The sequence below is a fragment of the Wenjunlia tyrosinilytica genome, assembly GCF_014646055.1.
Taxonomy (GTDB): domain Bacteria; phylum Actinomycetota; class Actinomycetes; order Streptomycetales; family Streptomycetaceae; genus Wenjunlia; species Wenjunlia tyrosinilytica.
In genome coordinates, this window is the sequence record NZ_BMMS01000008.1 from 216,206 (window position 1) to 234,704 (window position 18,499).

The window sequence follows — 18,499 nt, forward strand, 5'->3', positions numbered from 1 at the left end:
GCTCGTAGCAGTCGGCGAGGCGCGCCGATCCCAGGAGCGACGAGGTCCAGCGCGCCCCGCGGGCCCTCTTCCCGGACCTCGTACCGCGCATGTCGTAGGACCGCGGCGGCTGCAACCTTTCCCCACCCGTTGGCGTCAGTACGGGAGCAAGACCCAACTGGGGGGTTCGGGGGAAGGAAAGTCTGTTGATCTTCAAGGATTCGGGGCGCGGCGCGCGCGTCCTCGCGGCTTCGTTCGTCGGTGTCGCGTTGCTGGCCGGGTGCTCGTCCGGGTCCGGTTCGGGGGACGGCAAGGCGAAGTCGGTCAACGCCGGCAAGGGGACCGCGGCGCAGGTGACCGTCACACCGGGCGGCGCCAAGTCCAAGGACGTCGACCCGGGGCAGACGGTGAAGGTGGCCGTCGAGCACGGCTCCCTGACGTCGGTCGAGGTCGCCCCGGCCAAGGGTGAGGGCGCCGAGGTGACCGGGGCGTGGGGCAAGGGCCGGCAGAGCTGGCACTCGAACCGCACGATGACGCCCGGCACCACCTACGTCGTCAATGTCGTCGCGACCAACGCGGCCGGTGACCGCACCAAGGCCCGCAAGACCTTCACCACCAGGACGCCGCAGCTGTTCAACAGCGTCAATGTCGTCCCGTCCAACGGCGCGGTGGTGGGCGTCGGCCAGCCCGTCTCCATTGCGTTCGAGCAGCCCGTGAAGGACAGGGCGGCGGTCGAGCGCAGCCTGTCGGTCACCACCTCCCCCAAGGTCGAGGGCTCCTGGGGCTGGGTGCGCGATCCGCTGACGGGTGTCGAGCGGGTGGACTGGCGGCCCAAGGAGTACTGGGCCAAGGGCACGAAGGTGACCATGCGCGCCCACCTCAGCGGTGTGAACACCGGCGGGGGCCGCTATCTGCGCCGTGATGTCACGACCACGTTCACCATCGGTACCGCCCGCGTCTCCAAGGTGGACCTGAAGAAGCACACCCTGGAGATCTTCGAGGACGGTACGAAGATCCGCACCATCCCCGTCTCCGGCGGCCAGGACCGCTACCCGACCTGGAACGGCACGATGGTCGTCCTCGACAAGGCGTCGATGGTCCATATGACCTCCCAGTCGGTCAACATCACCGACACGTACGACAAGAATGTGCCGTGGGCGGTCCACCTCACGACCTCCGGGACGTATGCGCACGCGGCGCCGTGGAACGAGCCGCTGGGCTACTTCGGCCGCGTGAACATGAGCCATGGCTGCGTCGGGATGTCGGGCGCCAACGGCAAGTGGTTCTTCGAGCGGGCCGTGCGCGGTGACGTCGTGGAGGTCACCGGCTCGATCAGGGCCACCGTCTCCACGGGGAACGGCTTCGGCGACTGGAACCCGACCTTCGAGGAGTGGAGCGCGCTCAGCGCCCTGAAGTGACCCGGCCCTTGTCCCCGACCACCCCCTCGCAGTAGCGGGTGACGCGCCGCTCTTCCCCGGCCGCCCGGATCAACCGGTCCAGGTCGGCACGGGGGAGGGTGCGCGGTGGTGTCAGGCGCAGATACGAGCCGCACAGCTCGGCGAGTGAGGGCGGTGGGGTGCCGGTGGCGCTGCCCGGACCGCCGCGGTCGTCGGGAGTGACGCGGGCGTCGGGAGTGACGCGGGCGTCGGTGGTCCCGGGGCCCGTGGGCGTCACCGGGTCCAGCAGAGGGCGGACCGGTCGGGACGGGTCTCCTGGCGCTGAGGCATGGCCGCTCGCGGGTATGGCGGTCCGCGCCTGGCCGCCGCCCATCCACCCGGCGAGGACGACCCCGATCGAGGCGGCGCAGGCGAAGGCCAGCGCGATGGCGCCGACGGTTCCTCGAGACCGTCTTCGGCCAGTGCGCACCGGCTCGGAAAGGCCCTGCTCCAGGGCCTGCCTCCGGGACCGGCGCCCGGCAAGGGCACTACAGGACCGGCCCTGGGCTCCTTTCCCCCGGTACCGCCCCGCTGCCCGTACCCACCGGGACCCGACGACCGAGCGTTTCCCCGGCGACCGGCCCGCCGCACGCTCCCGCCGCACCTGCCGGAACTCGGCAAGCGCCGCACTCTCGCCGGACAACTCGCTCTCGCGGCCCGGACCTGCGGCTGCGGCGAGGACCGCGGCGAGGGCATCCATGCCGGCCTGACCGTCGAGCCGTGCTTCACGCAGCAACTCCTGTGCTGACGCTCGGCGCCGCTCGAGCCGCCGGGGACGGTGTGCGCTCATCTCAAGTCATTAAGCGTTCTAGAACCAGTTCCTGTCACGTCTTCCGCAGGACTTCCTGAATTCCCTTCAACTGCGGGAGATCCTGCGCCACGCCGTCCACCCGCGGCAGATCCTGATGAGTTGGCCCCTGACCCCGAAGCCCCCGTTCCCTTGGCCCCCGACGCCGAAGCCCCCGACGCGCTCGGCGCCCCCAGCAGCTTGGCGAGCCTGCGCAGCCCCCGGTGGGCCGCCGACCGCACCGCGCCGGTCCGCTTCCCCAGTATCCGTGCGGTGGTCTCGACATCGAGGTCGAGCACTATGCGCAGCACCAGCGCCTCGGCCTGGTCGCGCGGCAGCCGCGCGAGCAGCGCCACGGCCTCGTCCGTTCCTATGGACTCCAGTACCGCCTCGGCGGTGTTCTCCACCGCGGCCCGGGTGCCGACGAGGTCCTCCACGCGGGTGTCGGCGACCGGCCGCCGCTGCACCTTGCGCAGGTGGTCGATGGCGCGGTTGCGGGCGATCGTCGTCGTCCAGGCGCGGAAGTCGTCGGCTCCGCCGCTGAACGAGCCCATCCCGCGCACGATCTGCACCCAGCTGTCCGAGGCCACGTCCTCGGCCTCCTCGCCCACGAGCGTGCGTAAGTACCGCAGAATGCCCGGTTGCAGCGCCCGGTAGACCACTCGGAAGCCGTCCTCGTCGCCTTCGCGTGCTGCGTGGACGGCGGCGGCGAGGTCGTCGTCGTCGCCCACGGTCCCGGCACGTGTCTCGTACACCCAGGACATGATGAAGCATCCGCTGAGCAGGGCGGAAGGTCGGGGCAGGACACTGGCCGGTACGGACGACGGGCCCGACCATGATCGGCCAAAGTCATCGTCTCGCCCGTATCGCCCGGTACCTTGCGAATCGGATATGACTATTTCAATGGGCAACCAGTTCCCCTACGCTTCGCCGAAGGCATCAGGCCTGAGGTACAGCACATGGGGGGAACCATGCGCAGAACCGGCATGATCGCGGTGGCGGCGATCACGCTGGCCACCGCGCCGACGGTGGGTTCAGCGGCACACGCGGCCGAACCCGCTGCGGCACCGACGGTGGCCTTCACTTCCAACGCTCTGTCCACGTGGCAGACCGACGGCATCGTGTGGACCCTGGCGCAGCACGCGGGCACGGTCTTCGCGGGCGGCACCTTCGCACATGTGAGACCGCCCGGCTCGCCCAGCGGTTCCAACGAGCAGACGGCCACGAACTTCGCAGCGTTCGACGCGGCGACGGGCTCGCCCACCTCCTGCGAGCTCTCCTTCACCCTCGGCGGTGGGGGAACGGCGACCGTGCGCTCGCTGGATGTCTCCCCGGACGGGAAGACCCTTTACGCGGGCGGCTACTTCAGCGCGGTCAATGGAACGTCCGTGAACAGCCTGGCCGCGATCGACATCGACACCTGCACTCCGGTCTCCGGCTTCCGCCCGGCGGTCTCGGCGACGGTGCGGGCCATCCAGTCCACCGACGACACGGTCTACTTCGGCGGCGACTTCACCACCGTCGGCGGGCAGGCCCGTCAGCGCCTGGCCGCAGTCAGCACCTCCGGGGCCGTCAAGTCCTGGGCGCCGACGGCCGAGAAGTCCGTTCGCGCGCTCGGGCTGTCGCCAGGCAAGGACAAGGTGATCGTCGGCGGCGACTTCTTCACGGTCAACGGCGCCGACTCGCACGCTCTGGCCGTCGTGGACGCGGGGACGGGCGACAACTACCGCACCTATCCGCTCGGCTTCATCGAGCAGAACTCCGTCGTCAAGGACATCACGACCGACGCCACCGGCTTCTACACGGGCAACGAGGGCACGGGCGGCGGCGTCTTCGACGGCCGTATCGCCGTCGACTTCAGCACGTACGACCAGCGCTGGAGGGACACCTGCCTGGGGGCCACCCAGGCCGTCGCCGTCCACCACGGCGTCCTCTACAGCGGTTCGCACGCACACGACTGCTCGAGCATGGGCGAGTACCCGGACGGGCGCCGCCAGCACCTGCTCGCGCAGAGCACCCAGGACCCGGAACTCCTGCCGTGGTTCCCGGACACCAACGACGGCATCGGCGAGCAGATCGGGCCACGCGACATCGTCGTGTCCGGGGACGGGTCGAGCGACTACCTCTGGATCTCGGGCGAGTTCACCACCGTCAACGGCACCGCCCAGCAGGGGCTGACCCGCTTCGGCCAGGGCCCGGACCTGACCGCCCCCACGATCCCGGTCGCGAGCGCCTCAAGCTTCGAGGCGGGCAAGGCGCAGGTGCGCTGGCGCGCGAGCACGGACACCGACGACGGCACACTGACATACAAGGTCTACCGCGACGGCGGCAGCACCCCGGTGTGGACGGGCACGGCGGACTCCCGCTGGTGGTCGCGTCCGCAGGTGTCGTTCACCGACTCGGGGCTGACTCCGGGCAGCACCCATTCGTACCGGGTGGCCGCGAGCGACGGTCCCAACACCAGTGCCCTGTCGGCGGCGGCATCGGTGCAGGTCGCCACCACGACCTCGGCGTACCCGAGCCGTGTCCTGGCGGACGGCGCCAAGCTGTACTGGCGCTACGACGAGGCATCCGGCAACTTCGCGGGGGACAACTCCTCCGGCGACGACAACGGCCTCTACGTCGGCGGGCTGACCCGCCGGGTGGCGCCCGGAGCGATCACCGGTGACTCCAGCCCGGGCCTCGGCACCGACGGCTCGACCGGCTACGTCTACACCGAGCGCCGGCACGACCGGCCGTCCGCCTTCACGGCGGAGACCTGGTTCAAGACCACCTCGACCACCGGTGGCAAGCTCATCGGCTTCGGTGACGGCCAGACCAGGACCAGCGGCTCCTACGACAAGCACGTCTACATGACCAACGGCGGGCGCCTCGTCTTCGGTGTGTGGAACGGCCATCCGGACACCCTCACGACCGCGAACGCCTACAACGACGGCCAGTGGCACCATGTGGCCGCCTCGCAGGGCTCAGGCGGCATGGCGCTGTACGTGGACGGGGTGCGGGTCGGACGCAACTCCGTCGCGGACAGCCAGGACTACTCCGGCTTCTGGCGGGTCGGCGGGGACAACCTGAACGGCTGGCCCAACCAGCCCACCAGCGCGTTCTTCGGCGGCACCCTGGACGAGACCGCCGTGTACCCGACGGCGCTCACGTCCACGCAGATCGCCGACCACTACCGGCTGTCCGGGCGCACCCCGGACGTGCCGAACCCTCCCTCCGACGCCTACGGGCAGGCCGTGTTCAACGACGGTCCCGACAGCTACTGGCGTCTGGGAGAGGCGAGCGGCACCACCGCTCAGGACGCCTCGGGCAACTCGGCGAAGGCGGACTACTCCTCGGGTGCGACCCTCGGCGCCGCCGGTGCGATCAAGGGGACCTCCGACCACGCGGTGGGCCTGGACGGAACCACCAACGGGCTCGTCTCGGCGTCCGACACTTCTTCGGTCGGGTCCGCGTACTCGGCCGAGCTGTGGTTCAAGACGAACACCACGACCGGCGGCAAGCTGATCGGCTTTGGCGGAAACAAGACGGGCTACAGCAGTAATTACGACAAGCACGTCTACATGTCGGACAGCGGCCGCCTCGTCTTCGGGGTCTGGAACGGGCGGGCCGACGTGATCACCACGGCGGGCTCCTACAACGACAACGCCTGGCACCACGTGGTCGCCACGCAGGGCTCCGGCGGCATGGCGCTCTACGTCGACGGGGCCGAGGCCGGCACCAACCCGGTCAGCACCCACCAGCCGTACTCCGGCTACTGGCGGGTCGGCGGGGACAACCTGAACGGCTGGCCCAACCAGCCCTCCAGCGCGTTCTTCAAGGGAACGGTCGACGAGGCCGCGGTCTACTCCACGCGGCTGAGCGCGATCCGGATCGCAGCCCACTACGCCCTGGGCAACTCGACGGCGGACACCCAGGCGCCGAGCACGCCCACGGGCCTGTCGGCGGACGCCACGGGCGGCGATGTCGCCCTGTCGTGGACGGCCTCGACGGACAACGTCGGGGTGACCGCTTACGACGTGCACCGTTCGGCCACGTCCGGCTTCACTCCGTCGGCCGCCACGAAGATCGCCACCACGACGTCCCCCGGCTACACCGACTCGGGCCGCCCGCCCGGTGCCTGGCACTACCGGGTGGTCGCCCGGGACGCCGAGGACAACGCGAGCGACCCTTCGGCGCAGGCGTCGGCCACCGTGGTCGCCGATCCGGTCTCCTTGACGGTGGTGCCCTCGGCGGACGCGTATGTCAACCAGAACGCGGCGAGCACCAACTACGGCTCGACCGGGTCCCTGGCCTCGCGCGGCACGCCCGGCTATGTCTCCTATCTGCGCTTCCCCGTCCCCGCCGCTCCGCCGGGCACCGAGGTGAAGGCGGCACGGCTGAGGATCAGCACGACGTCCGAGACCTTCGCGGGCTCGGCGGATCCGCACACCGTGCGGGTGGCCGGGAACGGCTGGACGGAGTCGACCGTCAACTGGACGAACCGTCCGTCGGCGACGGGTGCTCTGCTGGGCACGCTGACGGGGGCCACGCAGCCGTCGACGGCGTACTCGGTGGAACTGGACGCGGCACAGGTCCAGGCGCTCCTCGACGGTGACGCGACGTTCGCGGTGGCCGGCACAGGGACGGACAACCTGTGGTTCGGCTCCAACGGCGCGGCGGCTGCGAGCAGGCCGAGTCTGGTCATCGACTTCGGTCCCGAGAGCTAGCCCGGAGTCGGACACCCGAACCAGCCCCGAGGCAGGGGCGGCCCCGTCCGGCGTCGCATCGCTGGACGGGGCCGCTGTGTCGTGGCGCTCGTTCTTCCCCTCGGATGGTCCCCGGGGAGGGTGACCGCCCTCGGCGTCGTGGCTTGGGGCGGCTAGAGTGGCGGGTGATACGTGCTCGCGGTCGGGAATGTGCTGCGGAGCTCTCCTTCGTATGGCCATGGCGCCATGCATGCGGTGAGGTTCGTGGTGAATTCGTCCAATATGCCCGAAATGTCGACCGTTGAGTCGGGCCAGCTCGAGCTGGCCGCAGACCTGGCCGATGCGGCCGATGTCCTGCACAGGGCCAATGGGCTCAACGCGACGATGCACACCGGGGCGCGGCTGGCCCGCGACCTTGTCCCCGGCGCCGAGCAGGCGGAGATCCGCGTCGTGGACCGCAAGGGGCAGACCGCCGACATCGCGTGGACCGGCGGCGGCGAGGCCGAGGCCGACGACTACCAGTGCCAGGCCCGCAAGGACGAGCGGTCCTCGCTGGCCTACGTCTTCCCGACCGCCGCCCGGGTGCAGTGCACCCTGACGGTCTACTCCGAGGCCGGCGGTGAGTTCGACGCCACCGCCCTCGAGGTGGGGCGGCTGGTGGCGGCACATGTCCGGATGGCTCTGGAAGTGGCCCGAACGATAGAACAGCTCACCGAGGCGATGCGCACCCGCGATGTGATCGGGCAGGCCACGGGTGTGCTGATGGAACGGCTCCGGCTCGACGCCCGGGAGGCGTTCGCCACACTCGTGCGCACCTCGCAGCAGGAGAATGTGAAGCTGCGGGACATCGCCCGGCGGCTGACCGGGCTGGACGGCTGGAGCCCGAACAGCTCCCCGAACTGACCCGTCACCCGGACGGTGCCGGACCCCCTCCTTCACGGCACGCCTTCAGAGGCACGGCGGCGGTCCTCGTCGTCGGCATGGTCGCCGCCGGCCCGCTCCACCGCGCCGACCGGGCCGCTGCCCCGCCCCTGGCCACGAAGGCGTCCCCGCGAAGTCCTGATCCATGGCCTGCGTACATTGAGCGGAAGACAATGGGCGGTGGGGCACCCTGGGGACGGGTGCCCCACCGCCGACGAAGGAGTGGGGCGTGGCTAGCAGCCGAAGCAACGAGCCGCAGACCAGCGTCTGGCTTCACGAACGCGCCCAACCGGCGCGCAAGGCGGCTCCGGCGGGACGGGACCGGGACCGGATCGTGGCCGCGGCCATACGGTTGCTGGACGCGGACGGCCTGGCCAAGTTCTCCATGCGCCGCCTCGCCGCCGAGCTGGGCGTGAGCGCGATGTCCGTGTACTGGTACGTGGACAACAAGGACGACCTGCTGGAGATGGCCCTCGACGCGGTCAGCGGCGAGGTGCGGCTGCCCGACCCCGGCTCCGGCACGCCCTGGCAGGACGACGTGCGGCAGCTCGCCGTCGAGTTCCGCCGGGTGCTGGTCGCCCACCCCTGGGCCTCGCGCCTGATCGGTGAATACCTCAACGTGGGCCCCAACTCGATGGAGTTGTCCACCACGGCGCTACGGGTGATGGACAACTCCGGTCTGCCCCGCCCGAAGGCCCCGGGCGCGCTGTCCGCCGTCTACCAGTTCGCCTACGGCTACGCCACCATGGAAGGCCGCTACGTGGAACGCTGCCGCGACGCGGGCCTGACCGAGGACGAGTTCTTCCGCAGGATCACCGACTGCCTCGTCGGCCGCCCCGGCTTCGAGGAGCGAGAAGCCATCATGCGCGAACGCGCCTCGGTCGGCTTCGAGGAAGGCCGCGAACGCGACTTCCTCTTCGGCCTCGACTGCGTCATCGCCGGCATCGAGGTCATGGCCGAACGGTACGGAGGCCACCGCTAGTCCTTCGCCGAAGTGCGGCCGAGGACCGCGATCACGACGCTCGACCCGCGAGCACGAAGGCGTTCATGTGCACGTCAGCGTGAGCTTTTCCTGCATGACGTAACCGGCGACGTGGCGGTCCGGGACCGTGCCGTAGTAGCGGTACTGCCGGAAGGGATGGGCCGGGGAGTCGTCCCGGGTGAACCGGTCGCCCGGTACCACCCGCCCAATGGTGCGCCCGTTCGCGTCGAGCACATTGCCCGGCCTGTCAACGGTGTAGTGGACGCCCTGGCATGTGGGGTGGCCCGCGGCAGGGGACGGCGTCCGGCGGTCGTCGGCCTTGTCCTCCCGCATCTGCGTGAGAGCGAACACCCCGGCAGCGCACGCTGCCACGACGGCGACGGCGACGGCGACACCGGCGGTGCGGGGCCGAACGCCACGGCGCGGGGGGCGAGCAACGGACCGGGCGGCCCGTGCGGCCCGCGGGACCGGATCGGCCGGTGCGGCCTGCGGGACCGGATCGGCCGGTGCGGCCCGCGGGACCGGATCGGTCGGCGGGGACAACGGTTCGGTCGCCGGGGGCGCAGGCGCGGACTCGGCAGTGGGCTTGGCGCGCATCCGCTCCAGAACCCGTTCGGCCTCTTCGAGGAGCGCCGGCGAGGTGCTCGGCACCGTCACCAGTGCCTCCAGCGCCTCGGCCGGTACAGGCCGTTCATCGCGCTGGAACGCCGACCACGACTGGGCGGAGTAGGCCGTCGACTTGGCCAGCTGCCTGAGGGGCAGGCCGGTCGCCTTGATCAACTGCCGCACGAGCGCGGCGGTCTCCTCCCGAGACAGGGCGTCGCCCTGTGCCATCCGAGCCCTCCCGGTAGCGAGTAGCTGTTCGCCCCGGCAGATTAACGACAACAAGGCTGCCCCGTGTGCCGAAGCACAAGAGCGGCTCCCGGGTCGGCAGACCCGGGAGCCGCTGTCAGGAGTCGGTCGTCAGACCTGGCGCAGGGCAGGCATCCTCATCCAGCCGATCCCATCGGGCGCGGCCTCCGTCTGCACCTGCACAAAGGTCTCGTTCTCGGACGCGTTGACCTGCGTGACGCAGAACGGCCCGACCACGTCACCGCTGTGCTTGGTCTTGAGCAACGGCGCACTGCGCGAGGGGTCGTCGTAGACACCGGCCGCCGGCCACACCACCTTCCAGTGGCACATCGTCCCGCCGTTCTCGGGAGTCGGAGCCGGAGCCGGAGCCGCGGGCGGCGTGGGCGTCGGCGTGGCGGCGGGGGGCGCCGTGCGGGGGGCCTGCGCCGCGTCGGCCGCCGGGCGGCAGGTGATGACCCGCTTCTCGACCCAGCCCCACCGCTTGGCGTTGGGCACGTTCACCTTCACCCAGTGCCCGTTGGAGCGGTGCTCGCCGGTCACATGGATCCGCCACCCGGAAGGGACATTGCCGATGACGAAGTTCGCCCGGTCCCGCAGGGTGGCGTTCGCGCAGGTGCGCACCCGGTGCCGCACGATCGGTGCGGTGGTCTCATTGAAGACGACGCCCCGCCAGTGCGACTGCGTCTGGTTGCTGCGCCCCTGCTTGATCCGGTCCGAAACCGGTCGGCCCGCCGGGTACCACTTCACGGTGGTGCGCTTCTCGTTCGGCTTCTTGCCCGTCACCCGCCACACATCGGTCTGCCGGACGGATGTGCCGATGCAGCCGCGCCGGGTGAAACCCCACCACGGATAGGTGCCCGCCCGCTTCCTGGCCGGCAGGGTGACCACCGCCCATTCCCCGTCCGCGTTGTAGCGCCACACCAGCAACTCCCCGGACGGCACGGAGAATCCCGGCTGGGCATTCCCGAGCACCCCGCTCTTGGGGAAGTTGAGGTACACGTCGCACTGGGCCTTGGTGCGGTACCGGAGGAAGAGATTGCGCACCAGCCTGCCCTTGGCGGCCGATGCGGCGGAGGCGGCGGCCAGTTGCCGCGTCGCGGGAGCGTGGCCGGACGAGCGGTCGGCGGCCGCACGGGCCGAGGTGTCCGCAGTGCCCCGGGAACGCGGGGCGTCGCCTCGGTGGGTCACGGCCACCGCTCCGAGCGCCATTCCCGCGACGAGCGCCGCGGCGAGGACCATGGGCGTTGCCGACCGGAGCCGACGCGGCCCGGCCTTCGTCCCCGACCCCGTCCCACCGTCGAGTGCCCGGTCCTGCGCGTCACCCTTGTTGACCTTGCTGTGTATCCCCAGCATCCGGAGTTCTTCCTGTCTCGGTCCCGTGCGAGCGGTCACCCGCACCGGGAGCGAGACTGGCGGCACACGGGAGCGTCCCGCAATCACTTCCGCCCGTCCCGGGACAACCCCAAGCCCTGACCTGCGGTGTCCCGCCGAGAGGCGTCCCGAGCCGGCGGTCTATCCCTCGTTGAGAACGCGGGCCGGGAAGCCGCCCGTGGCCACCGGGCCCCACCGCTGGGGGGTGACGCGGACCAGGGACTTGCCCTGCTTGAGCATCGCGGCCCGGTACTCGTCCCAGTCCGGGTGCTCGCCCGCGATGTTGCGGTAGTACTCGACCAGCGGCTCGACCGACTCCGGTGGGTCGACGACCTCGGCGATGCCGTCGATCTGCACCCAGGGCCCGTTCCAGTCGTCGGACAGGACGATCACGGAGGCGGACGGGTCACGGCGCGCGTTGCGGGCCTTGGCGCGGTCGGGGTAGGTGGAGACCACGATCCGGCCGGAATCGTCTACCCCGCAGGCAACCGGGGAGCCCTGAGGGCTGCCGTCGGAGCGGGTGGTCAGCAGGATCGCGCGGTGGCGGGGGCGGACGAACTCGAGCAGTTCGGTGAGGGAAACGGTCCGGGACGTCGCGATGTTCGGTGCCATGCGGCGAGCCTACGTCTGTCCCGCGCTCGTGCGACAGGCGGTTCTGCCTGGACCGCTGGGACGCGCAACGCCACGCGGAGCGCGGCCGTTGCCGGCCGATGCCCGGCCGCCCCGGGGAGTGTCCCTTGTCCCCAGCAAGGCGGCCGGGCATCGTTTCCTCCCACCGGACGGGCGCCTCCGCTGGTCGCCCGTCCGGCAGACTCGCCGTCCCGGACTCAGGCGTCCGGGTGGCCGGCGGGCAGACCGGCCTCGGCGGCACGCTTGCCTCCGCGGGTGGCGGCGGCCTCGGGTGCGGCCTCGGGTGCGGGTGCGGGTGCGGGTGCGGCCTTCTCCCCACTCCAGTCGGGTTCCCCGGTTCCGCCGGCCCGGTGGTGTCCGTGGTGGGTGCGCAGCGGCACCTCCTTGATGAACAGCATTCCGAGCAGCGCCAGCAGGGCGAACGGCGCGGCGTAGAGGAACACGTCGCCGATGCCGTGCCCGTAGGCGTCCTCGATCACACCGCGGATCGGGGCGGGCAGCTTGTTCAGGTCGGGGATGCCGTCACCCGAGCCGCCCGAGGGCAGCTCGATGTGCTTGGCGGCGAAGCCGTCCTCGGTGTAGTCGGTGACCTTGTTGGCCAGCACCGCGCCCAGCGCCGAGACTCCGACCGCGCCGCCCAGGGAGCGGAAGAACGCCACGACGGAGCTGGCCGCGCCGAGCTCGTGGGGGGCCACCTGGTTCTGCACGGACAGCACCAGGTTCTGCATCGTCAGGCCGAGGCCGAGGCCCGCGGTGAACATGTAGGCCGCCAGCACCCAGTAGCCGGTGTCGTGGCGCAGGGTGCCCATCATCCCGAAGCCCGCGGTCAGGAGCACTCCGCCGGTGACCAGGAAGACCTTCCAGCGGCCGGTGCGGGTGATGATCTGCCCCGAGACGGTGGAGGCGAGGAAGAGGCCGAGGATCATCGGCATCGTCATGACACCGGCCATCGTCGGGGACTCGCCCCGGGACAGCTGGAAGTACTGGCTGAGGAAGATGGTGGAGCCGAACATCGCCACGCCGACCATGAGGCTGGCGAAGGTCGCCAGGGAGACGGTCCGGTTGCGGAACAGGTGCAGCGGAACGATCGGCTCGCTCGCCATGGACTCCACCAGGACGAAGAGCAGGCCGAGGGCGACGGCGCCACCGGTCATGGTCCAGGTCTGCCAGGAGATCCAGTCGTACCGGTCACCGGCGAACGACACCCAGAGCAGGAGCAGGGAGACAGCGGCGGTGATCAGCGTGGCACCGGCCCAGTCGACCTTGACCTTGCGCTTGACCACGGGGAGCTTGAGGGTCTTCTGCAGCACGATCAGCGCGATGACCGCGAACGGCACACCGACGTAGAAGCACCAGCGCCAGCCGAGCCAGGAGGTGTCCACGATGACGCCTCCGACGAGCGGGCCGCCGATGGTGCCCAGGGCGAAGACCGCGCCGAGGTAGCCGCTGTAGCGTCCCCGCTCCCGCGGCGAGATCATCGCCGCCATGATCACCTGTGCGAGGGCGGTGAGACCGCCGACGCCGACACCCTGGACGACACGGGCGCCGATCAGCATCGAGGTGTTGTCGGACAGCCCGGCGACCGCCGAGCCCAGCACATAGACGATCAGCGCTATTTGAACCAGCATCTTCTTGCTGGTCAGGTCGGCGAGCTTGCCCCACAGCGGGGTGGAGGCCGTCATCGACAGCAGCGTCGCCGTGACCACCCAGGTGTAGGCGGTCTGGTCTCCGTCGAGGTCGTGGATGATCGTGGGCAGCGCGTTGGAGACGACCGTGGACGACAGGATCGCCACGAACATGCCGAGCAGGAGCCCGGACAGCGCCTCCATGATCTGCCGGTGCGACATGGGCGCCGAGGCGCCGGTGCCGGCGGTTGTCGTTGAAGCCATCTCGTCTTTCACAGTCCTCGGTCGGTGTCCTCGGTCAGGAACGTTCGAAGCTTTTGCGCAGCCGCCCGAGCAGGGTGGTCAGCGCGGCGACGTCGTCGTCGCTCCAGTCCTTCAGGTGGGCGGCCAGTGCCGCGGCGCACATGTCCTGCGCCCCTTCGAGGGCCTGCTTGCCCTCGGGGGTGATGCGCAGGATGCGCGAGCGGCCGTCCCCGGGGTCGGGGAGCCGGTCGATCCAGCCGCGGACGCAGAGGTGGGCCACATGGCGGCTGGTGACCGAGATGTCGATCCCGAGCCGCTCGGCCAGGTGGCTCATGCGCATGTCGCCCGTGTGGTGCAGCAACGCCAGGACGCCGATGGCGGCGGGCGGGCAGTCGGGCGGCAGGACGCGGGTGATCCCACGCCTGACGACGCTGAAGGCGCTCAGCTGCATGACCAGATCTGCGCAGTGCTGCTGGGTGGCCATGCCTGCCTCCTTCCATTGATTGCCTGAAGCAACCATGGCATAGTTGGTTGCCGCAGGCAAATTAATTGGAGGGTGGGAAGGGTAAAGAAAGCCAAAAGCCTCCGCTGGTCCCATGGAGGGGGACTGGCGGAGGCTGGGCGCTGGAGGCGCTGGAGGCGCTGGAGGCGCTGGAGGCGCTGGGACGCGGCATGCGGGGCGGGGGACGGGGGCCCGCGGGGGCGTGGGGCGGCCCGGGCAGTGGAGCTCGGGCAGTGGAGCCCGGGCAGTGGAGCCCGGTGGAGGGGCGCGGGTGTCCGGCGGCTTCGGAGCCCACGGACGGCTTACTGCGAGGCCGCCTCCAAACGGCGCAGGTCTTCCTTGGCCAGCTCCAGATCCACCGATGCCAGCAGGGGCGGGAGCTGGTCCGCGGTCCTCGCGCTGGCGATGGGGGCGGCAACGGTTGGCTGCGACCTGAGCCATGCCAGTGCCACCGTCCCGACCGCGACGCCGTGTTCGGCGGCGACCTCGTCAAGGGCGGCCAGGACCCGTCGGCCGCGATCGGAGTCCAGGTACTTGGCCGCTCCGCCCGCCCGCGCGCTGTCCACGTCGGTGTCCGTGCGGTACTTGCCGGTCAGGAAGCCCGACGCCAGGCCGTAGTAGGGGGCCGCCGACAGACCGTTGGCCGCCGCCACGTCCCGCAGACCGCGCTCGTACTCCTCGCGGAACACCAGGTTGTAGTGCGGCTGGACGGCGACGTACCTGGCCAGGCCCTCGCGCTCGGACACGGCCAGCGACTCGGACAACCGGGCGCCGGTGAAGTTCGAGGCGCCGATGCAGCGGACCTTGCCCTCGGTCACGAGGTCGTTGAACGCCCGAAGGGTCTCCTCGACGGGTGTGCCCGGGTCGTCGTAGTGCGCGTAGTAAAGGTCGATGTGGTCGACCCCGAGCCGCCTGAGCGAGCCCTCCACGCCCTTCTTGATCGTCGCCGGAGCCAGGCCCCTCAGCTTCGGATGCCCCCCGACCTTCGTCGCCACCACGATGTCGTCCCGGTTGCCCCGGGCGGCCAGCCACCGGCCGATGATCTCCTCGGACTCGCCGCCGGAGTTGCCCGGAGCCCAGGCCGAGTAGGCGTCGGCCGTGTCGACGAAATTGCCGCCCGCGGCCGCGTACGCGTCGAGGATGGCGAACGACTGCGCCTCGTCGGCGGTCCACCCGAAGACATTGCCGCCGAGGGAGAGAGGGAAGACTTCGAGATCCGATGTGCCGATACGGTTCATGAAGCCTTCCAACACCTCTGAGGAACTCGATGTTCCACTGACCGCGCTGGTTCGTTAGAGTCCCATCCCATGGCTGACAACGACTACGACCCCGCCGGCAGCACTCAGATGTTCCGGGCGTTCGTCGATGAAGGGGCCACGAGCCCGGAGCCCAGCACCGCGTCCGGCGGCCGTACCGGCGTGATCGTCGGTGTGGCGATCGCTGTCGTCGTGGTGCTCGCGGCCGTGGTCTGGCTGGCGCTCAAGTAATCCCTCCGGGCTTCCCCGCCCGGATCGCCCCCAGGCGACTCGCCTTCGGCCGACTCGCGTCCAGTCGGCCTACTTCCAGGCCACGGAGACGTCCTGGGTCTCTATGCGCATGCCCAGCGGCACGCGCCAGGCGTCGACGCAGACCTTCCATGTCTCCTCCTTCTCCGCGCCGGGACGCATCGGCACGGGGAGGTCCTCGCTGCTCTCGATCGTGGCCCAGTCGATCCCGAGCGGGCCGATGATGTGCGTGCCGAAGGTGACCGTGCCCGAGCACGCCGGCCTGCCTCCGGTTTTGGTGAAGGTGACGGTGACGTTCTGGCACCAGCGCTGAGAGGTACGGGCCCCGTCGGCCCTCCCGCACGTGGCGGGCCGGCGCCGACCGCCACATGGTCATGGCCCGTTCCGCCGCCGCACCCGGCCAGCAGAGCCACCGCGGCGGCGGTCGCCGTCATCGCGAGCAGGGGACCATGTGCAGGACGTGGCACGGCGAACGCCACCTTCCCGAGGAGACGGCGGAACACGTCAGTTTACTGACGAACCGTCAGTTGGGAAGGTGGCGTCCGACGACGTTCCAACGTCCTACGCCTCGGCGATGAGGCCTTCGCGCAGCTGGGCCAGAGTCCGCGTCAGCAACCGGGAGACATGCATCTGCGAGATGCCGACCTCCTCGCCGATCTGCGACTGCGTCATATTGCTGAAGAAGCGCAGCATGATGATGCGCCGCTCGCGGGCGGGCAGCTGGGCCAGCAGCGGCTTGAGCGACTCGCGGTACTCCACGCCCTCCAGCGCCGAGTCCTCGTAACCGAGGCGGTCCGCCAGCGAGCCCTCTCCGTCCTCCTCCGGGGGAGGGGAGTCCAGCGAGCTGGCGGTGTAGGCGTTGCCCACCGCGAGCCCGTCGACCACGTCCTCCTCCGACACTCCGAGGCAGGCGGCCAGCTCACTCACCGTCGGCGAACGGTCCAGCTGCTGTGACAGGTCGTCACTGGCCCGGGTCAGCGCGAGCCGCAGCTCCTGGAGCCTGCGCGGCACCCGCACCGACCAGCTGGTGTCCCGGAAGAAGCGCTTGATCTCACCGACGACGGTGGGCATCGCGAACGTCGGGAACTCCACACCGCGGCCCGCGTCGAACCGGTCGATCGCTTTGATCAAGCCGATCGTGCCGACCTGGACGATGTCCTCCATCGGCTCGTTGCGGCTGCGGAAGCGGGCCGCCGCGTATCGCACGAGAGGCAGATTGAGCTCAATGAGCGTGTCGCGTACGTATGTGCGCTCTGGGCAGTCCTCCGTGAGGTCGGCGAGCCGCAGGAAGAGGGAGCGGGACAATGTGCGGGTGTCGATGGCGTCGATGTCGTACACCGGTGCGCTCTGCGCGGGGTGCGCGGTCGGCGCGGGCCGGCTGGCGGGAACCATCGGGCTGCCCAGTTTCACGGACATGCCACCCCCTTTGTGAGGTCGCTTTGTCGATCACGGTTGTTGCGATCGAGCTGCCTCAACCTGAATACCGGAGCCTGACCCCCGTCAAACGCGCTTCCAGCCGAATGTCATAAGTCGGCAACACTGTGTAACGCCATATCGACAATTCTGGAGGTGCGGTTCACTCCGCTCAGCTACGGTTCGATGGGATTTGCGGAGCGCAAACGCGCAAAGCTGCGTGAAAGCAGGCGCGAGACATGCATCTGTGAGACCCCGAGCTCCGCGCTGATCTGTGACTGCGTCAGGTTTCCGAAGTAGCGCAGCAGCAGGATCCGGCGCTCCCGCTCGGGCAGTTGTACGAGCAGGTGCCGGACGAGGTCGCGGTGTTCCACACCGGTGAGCGCCGGGTCCTCATAGCCGAGCCTGTCCAGCAGGGCTTGGGAGCCCTCGCCCTCCTGCGCCGCCTCCAGCGAGGTCGCGTGGTACGCCCTCCCGGCCTCGAGGCAGGACAGGACCTCGTCCTCCCCGATCTTCAGTCGGGTGGCGATCTCGGCTGTCGTGGGTGACCGGCCGTGAGCGACGGTCAGATCCTCGATCGCGCCGCTCACCTGCACCCAGAGCTCATGGAGGCGGCGCGGTACGTGCACCGTGCGCACGTTGTCCCTGAAGTAACGTTTGATCTCGCCCACGACCGTCGGCATGGCGAAGGTGGGGAACTGGACCCCCCGGGTCGGGTCGAAGCGGTCGATGGCGTTGATCAGCCCGATCGTGCCGACCTGGACGACGTCCTCCATCGGCTCGTTGCGGCTGCGGAAGCGGGAGGCGGCATAGCGCACGAGCGGCAGGTTGACCTCGATGAGCGCGTCGCGCACCCGTGAGTGCTCGGGGCTGCCCGGCTCGAGATCGGCCAACTGCTCGAACAGCACGCGGGTGAGGGCGCGCGCGTCCACGGTGCTCGCCTTGGGCGTGCGTCGGCTTCCCTCCCCGGCTCCGGCGGGTGCGGCGGGCTCGGTCGATTCCGTGGGCTCGGAGGGGGCGGAGGGATCGCTGGACTCGGCGGCGTCGCTGGGGTCGGCGGTGTCACTGGGGTTGGTCGCCGCGGTGGACCGGGTCGATTGGGCGGACTGGGTCGATTGGGCGGACTGGGTCGACTGGGCGGACTGGGTCGACTGGGCGGGCTGGGCCGATGGGGTGGGCTGGGCCGACTGGGCGGACTGGGTCGACTGGGGGGACTCGGGGTCGGCCTCGACCTCGGAAGGCTCGGTTGGTGCAGTGCTGGCCGAAACGGACATGCCACCCCTCGTCGGACGGACCACGCCAGAATATGCAGACGTAACAGGCAAAACCGGTCATAGCATCACAAGACATGTGCACTGTGCGCAAGCACCGTATAGCGCCGTGTTGTTGGCGATTCGTCGGCGAACGGGGGAGGTGTGGCGATCGGGGAGTGATCGGCGGGTGATCGGCGGGTGGTCGGCGAGCGATCCGGGGGCGATCCTGAGCGGTCGGCAAACGGCGGAAAGCACCGTGGCCCCCGTCCGAGGGACGGGGGCCACGGTCTTGTCCGGAGTGGCGCTGGGGTG

At 70.2% G+C, this 18,499-nt stretch carries 15 protein-coding genes and 1 pseudogene; 6 read left to right on the top strand and 10 right to left on the bottom strand.

Annotation, left to right across the window (positions count from 1 at the left end; genetic code table 11):
- Positions 1 to 185 precede the first annotated feature (185 nt).
- Positions 186 to 1,397, top strand: a complete 1,212-nt coding sequence (locus IEY86_RS11540; protein ID WP_189131481.1) for a L,D-transpeptidase — start codon at positions 186 to 188, stop codon at positions 1,395 to 1,397.
- Here IEY86_RS11540 and IEY86_RS11545 read toward each other — a convergent pair.
- Both IEY86_RS11545 and IEY86_RS11550 read right to left on the bottom strand, forming a co-directional pair.
- Positions 1,381 to 1,845 (bottom strand): hypothetical protein, encoded by a 465-nt coding sequence (locus IEY86_RS11545; RefSeq protein WP_189131482.1) that lies wholly within the window; start codon positions 1,843 to 1,845, stop codon positions 1,381 to 1,383. The two genes, IEY86_RS11540 and IEY86_RS11545, sit on opposite strands and share 17 nt — an antisense overlap.
- Positions 1,846 to 2,201: 356 nt before the next feature.
- Positions 2,202 to 2,957 carry an RNA polymerase sigma factor gene (locus IEY86_RS11550; protein ID WP_229698333.1) on the bottom strand — a complete coding sequence of 252 codons (756 nt, stop codon included), beginning with the start codon at positions 2,955 to 2,957 and terminating at the stop codon, positions 2,202 to 2,204.
- A gap of 216 nt (positions 2,958 to 3,173) precedes the next feature.
- Between IEY86_RS11550 and IEY86_RS11555 the strand changes: the two genes are divergently transcribed.
- The 3 genes from IEY86_RS11555 to IEY86_RS11565 all read left to right on the top strand — a co-directional run bounded on the left by IEY86_RS11555 (position 3,174) and on the right by IEY86_RS11565 (position 8,793).
- Positions 3,174 to 6,911, top strand: coding sequence for a LamG-like jellyroll fold domain-containing protein (locus tag IEY86_RS11555; RefSeq protein WP_189131484.1), 3,738 nt, complete (start codon positions 3,174 to 3,176; stop codon positions 6,909 to 6,911).
- 270 nt (positions 6,912 to 7,181) lie between these two features.
- Positions 7,182 to 7,793, top strand: coding sequence for an ANTAR domain-containing protein (locus IEY86_RS11560; protein WP_229698334.1), 612 nt, complete (start codon positions 7,182 to 7,184; stop codon positions 7,791 to 7,793).
- A gap of 247 nt (positions 7,794 to 8,040) precedes the next feature.
- Positions 8,041 to 8,793, top strand: coding sequence for a TetR/AcrR family transcriptional regulator C-terminal domain-containing protein (locus tag IEY86_RS11565; RefSeq protein WP_189131485.1), 753 nt, complete (start codon positions 8,041 to 8,043; stop codon positions 8,791 to 8,793).
- 63 nt (positions 8,794 to 8,856) lie between these two features.
- On the opposite strand, the gene IEY86_RS11570 is transcribed toward IEY86_RS11565, so the two are convergent.
- The 6 genes and pseudogenes from IEY86_RS11570 to IEY86_RS11595 all read right to left on the bottom strand — a co-directional run bounded on the left by IEY86_RS11570 (position 8,857) and on the right by IEY86_RS11595 (position 15,254).
- Complete coding sequence (locus IEY86_RS11570) at positions 8,857 to 9,627, bottom strand: hypothetical protein (RefSeq protein ID WP_189131486.1); 771 nt, start codon at positions 9,625 to 9,627, stop codon at positions 8,857 to 8,859.
- A 129-nt stretch (positions 9,628 to 9,756) separates the two neighbouring features.
- Positions 9,757 to 10,998, bottom strand: a complete 1,242-nt coding sequence (locus IEY86_RS11575; protein WP_189131487.1) for a hypothetical protein — start codon at positions 10,996 to 10,998, stop codon at positions 9,757 to 9,759.
- A 159-nt stretch (positions 10,999 to 11,157) separates the two neighbouring features.
- Positions 11,158 to 11,628 carry a PPOX class F420-dependent oxidoreductase gene (locus IEY86_RS11580; protein ID WP_189131488.1) on the bottom strand — a complete coding sequence of 157 codons (471 nt, stop codon included), beginning with the start codon at positions 11,626 to 11,628 and terminating at the stop codon, positions 11,158 to 11,160.
- A 242-nt stretch (positions 11,629 to 11,870) separates the two neighbouring features.
- Positions 11,871 to 13,493: pseudogene (locus IEY86_RS11585) on the bottom strand (MDR family MFS transporter); the annotation flags it as partial.
- Positions 13,494 to 13,569: 76 nt separating this feature from the next.
- Positions 13,570 to 13,998 (bottom strand): MarR family winged helix-turn-helix transcriptional regulator, encoded by a 429-nt coding sequence (locus IEY86_RS11590; protein ID WP_189131489.1) that lies wholly within the window; start codon positions 13,996 to 13,998, stop codon positions 13,570 to 13,572.
- 320 nt (positions 13,999 to 14,318) lie between these two features.
- The gene (locus IEY86_RS11595; RefSeq protein WP_189131490.1) at positions 14,319 to 15,254 is read right to left on the bottom strand and encodes an aldo/keto reductase; all 936 of its coding nucleotides are present in this window, start codon (positions 15,252 to 15,254) and stop codon (positions 14,319 to 14,321) included.
- Between the two features lie 69 nt (positions 15,255 to 15,323).
- On the opposite strand from IEY86_RS11595, the gene IEY86_RS11600 reads away from it, so the two are divergent.
- Positions 15,324 to 15,503 (top strand): hypothetical protein, encoded by a 180-nt coding sequence (locus IEY86_RS11600; protein ID WP_189131491.1) that lies wholly within the window; start codon positions 15,324 to 15,326, stop codon positions 15,501 to 15,503.
- A 109-nt stretch (positions 15,504 to 15,612) separates the two neighbouring features.
- Positions 15,613 to 15,834, top strand: coding sequence for a hypothetical protein (locus tag IEY86_RS11605; protein WP_189131492.1), 222 nt, complete (start codon positions 15,613 to 15,615; stop codon positions 15,832 to 15,834).
- Between the two features lie 248 nt (positions 15,835 to 16,082).
- Here the strand turns inward: IEY86_RS11605 and IEY86_RS11610 are convergent, their stop codons facing one another.
- Both IEY86_RS11610 and IEY86_RS11615 read right to left on the bottom strand, forming a co-directional pair.
- Positions 16,083 to 16,937, bottom strand: coding sequence for an RNA polymerase sigma factor SigF (locus IEY86_RS11610; RefSeq protein ID WP_189131493.1), 855 nt, complete (start codon positions 16,935 to 16,937; stop codon positions 16,083 to 16,085).
- 173 nt (positions 16,938 to 17,110) lie between these two features.
- Positions 17,111 to 18,208 (bottom strand): RNA polymerase sigma factor SigF, encoded by a 1,098-nt coding sequence (locus IEY86_RS11615; RefSeq protein WP_189131494.1) that lies wholly within the window; start codon positions 18,206 to 18,208, stop codon positions 17,111 to 17,113.
- Between the last annotated feature and the right edge of the window lie 291 nt (positions 18,209 to 18,499).

Bases quoted from the DNA above. Each gene is read 5' to 3' on its own strand.
- IEY86_RS11555 (WP_189131484.1), top strand. From the start codon at position 3,174: ATGCGCAGAACCGGCATGATCGCGGTGGCGGCGATCACGCTGGCCACC.
- IEY86_RS11560 (WP_229698334.1), top strand. From the start codon at position 7,182: ATGTCGACCGTTGAGTCGGGCCAGCTCGAGCTGGCCGCAGACCTGGCC.
- IEY86_RS11570 (WP_189131486.1), bottom strand. From the start codon at position 9,627: ATGGCACAGGGCGACGCCCTGTCTCGGGAGGAGACCGCCGCGCTCGTG.
- IEY86_RS11575 (WP_189131487.1), bottom strand. From the start codon at position 10,998: ATGCTGGGGATACACAGCAAGGTCAACAAGGGTGACGCGCAGGACCGG.
- IEY86_RS11580 (WP_189131488.1), bottom strand. From the start codon at position 11,628: ATGGCACCGAACATCGCGACGTCCCGGACCGTTTCCCTCACCGAACTG.
- IEY86_RS11590 (WP_189131489.1), bottom strand. From the start codon at position 13,998: ATGGCCACCCAGCAGCACTGCGCAGATCTGGTCATGCAGCTGAGCGCC.
- IEY86_RS11595 (WP_189131490.1), bottom strand. From the start codon at position 15,254: ATGAACCGTATCGGCACATCGGATCTCGAAGTCTTCCCTCTCTCCCTC.
- IEY86_RS11600 (WP_189131491.1), top strand. From the start codon at position 15,324: ATGGCTGACAACGACTACGACCCCGCCGGCAGCACTCAGATGTTCCGG.
- IEY86_RS11605 (WP_189131492.1), top strand. From the start codon at position 15,613: ATGCCCAGCGGCACGCGCCAGGCGTCGACGCAGACCTTCCATGTCTCC.
- IEY86_RS11610 (WP_189131493.1), bottom strand. From the start codon at position 16,937: ATGTCCGTGAAACTGGGCAGCCCGATGGTTCCCGCCAGCCGGCCCGCG.
- IEY86_RS11615 (WP_189131494.1), bottom strand. From the start codon at position 18,208: ATGTCCGTTTCGGCCAGCACTGCACCAACCGAGCCTTCCGAGGTCGAG.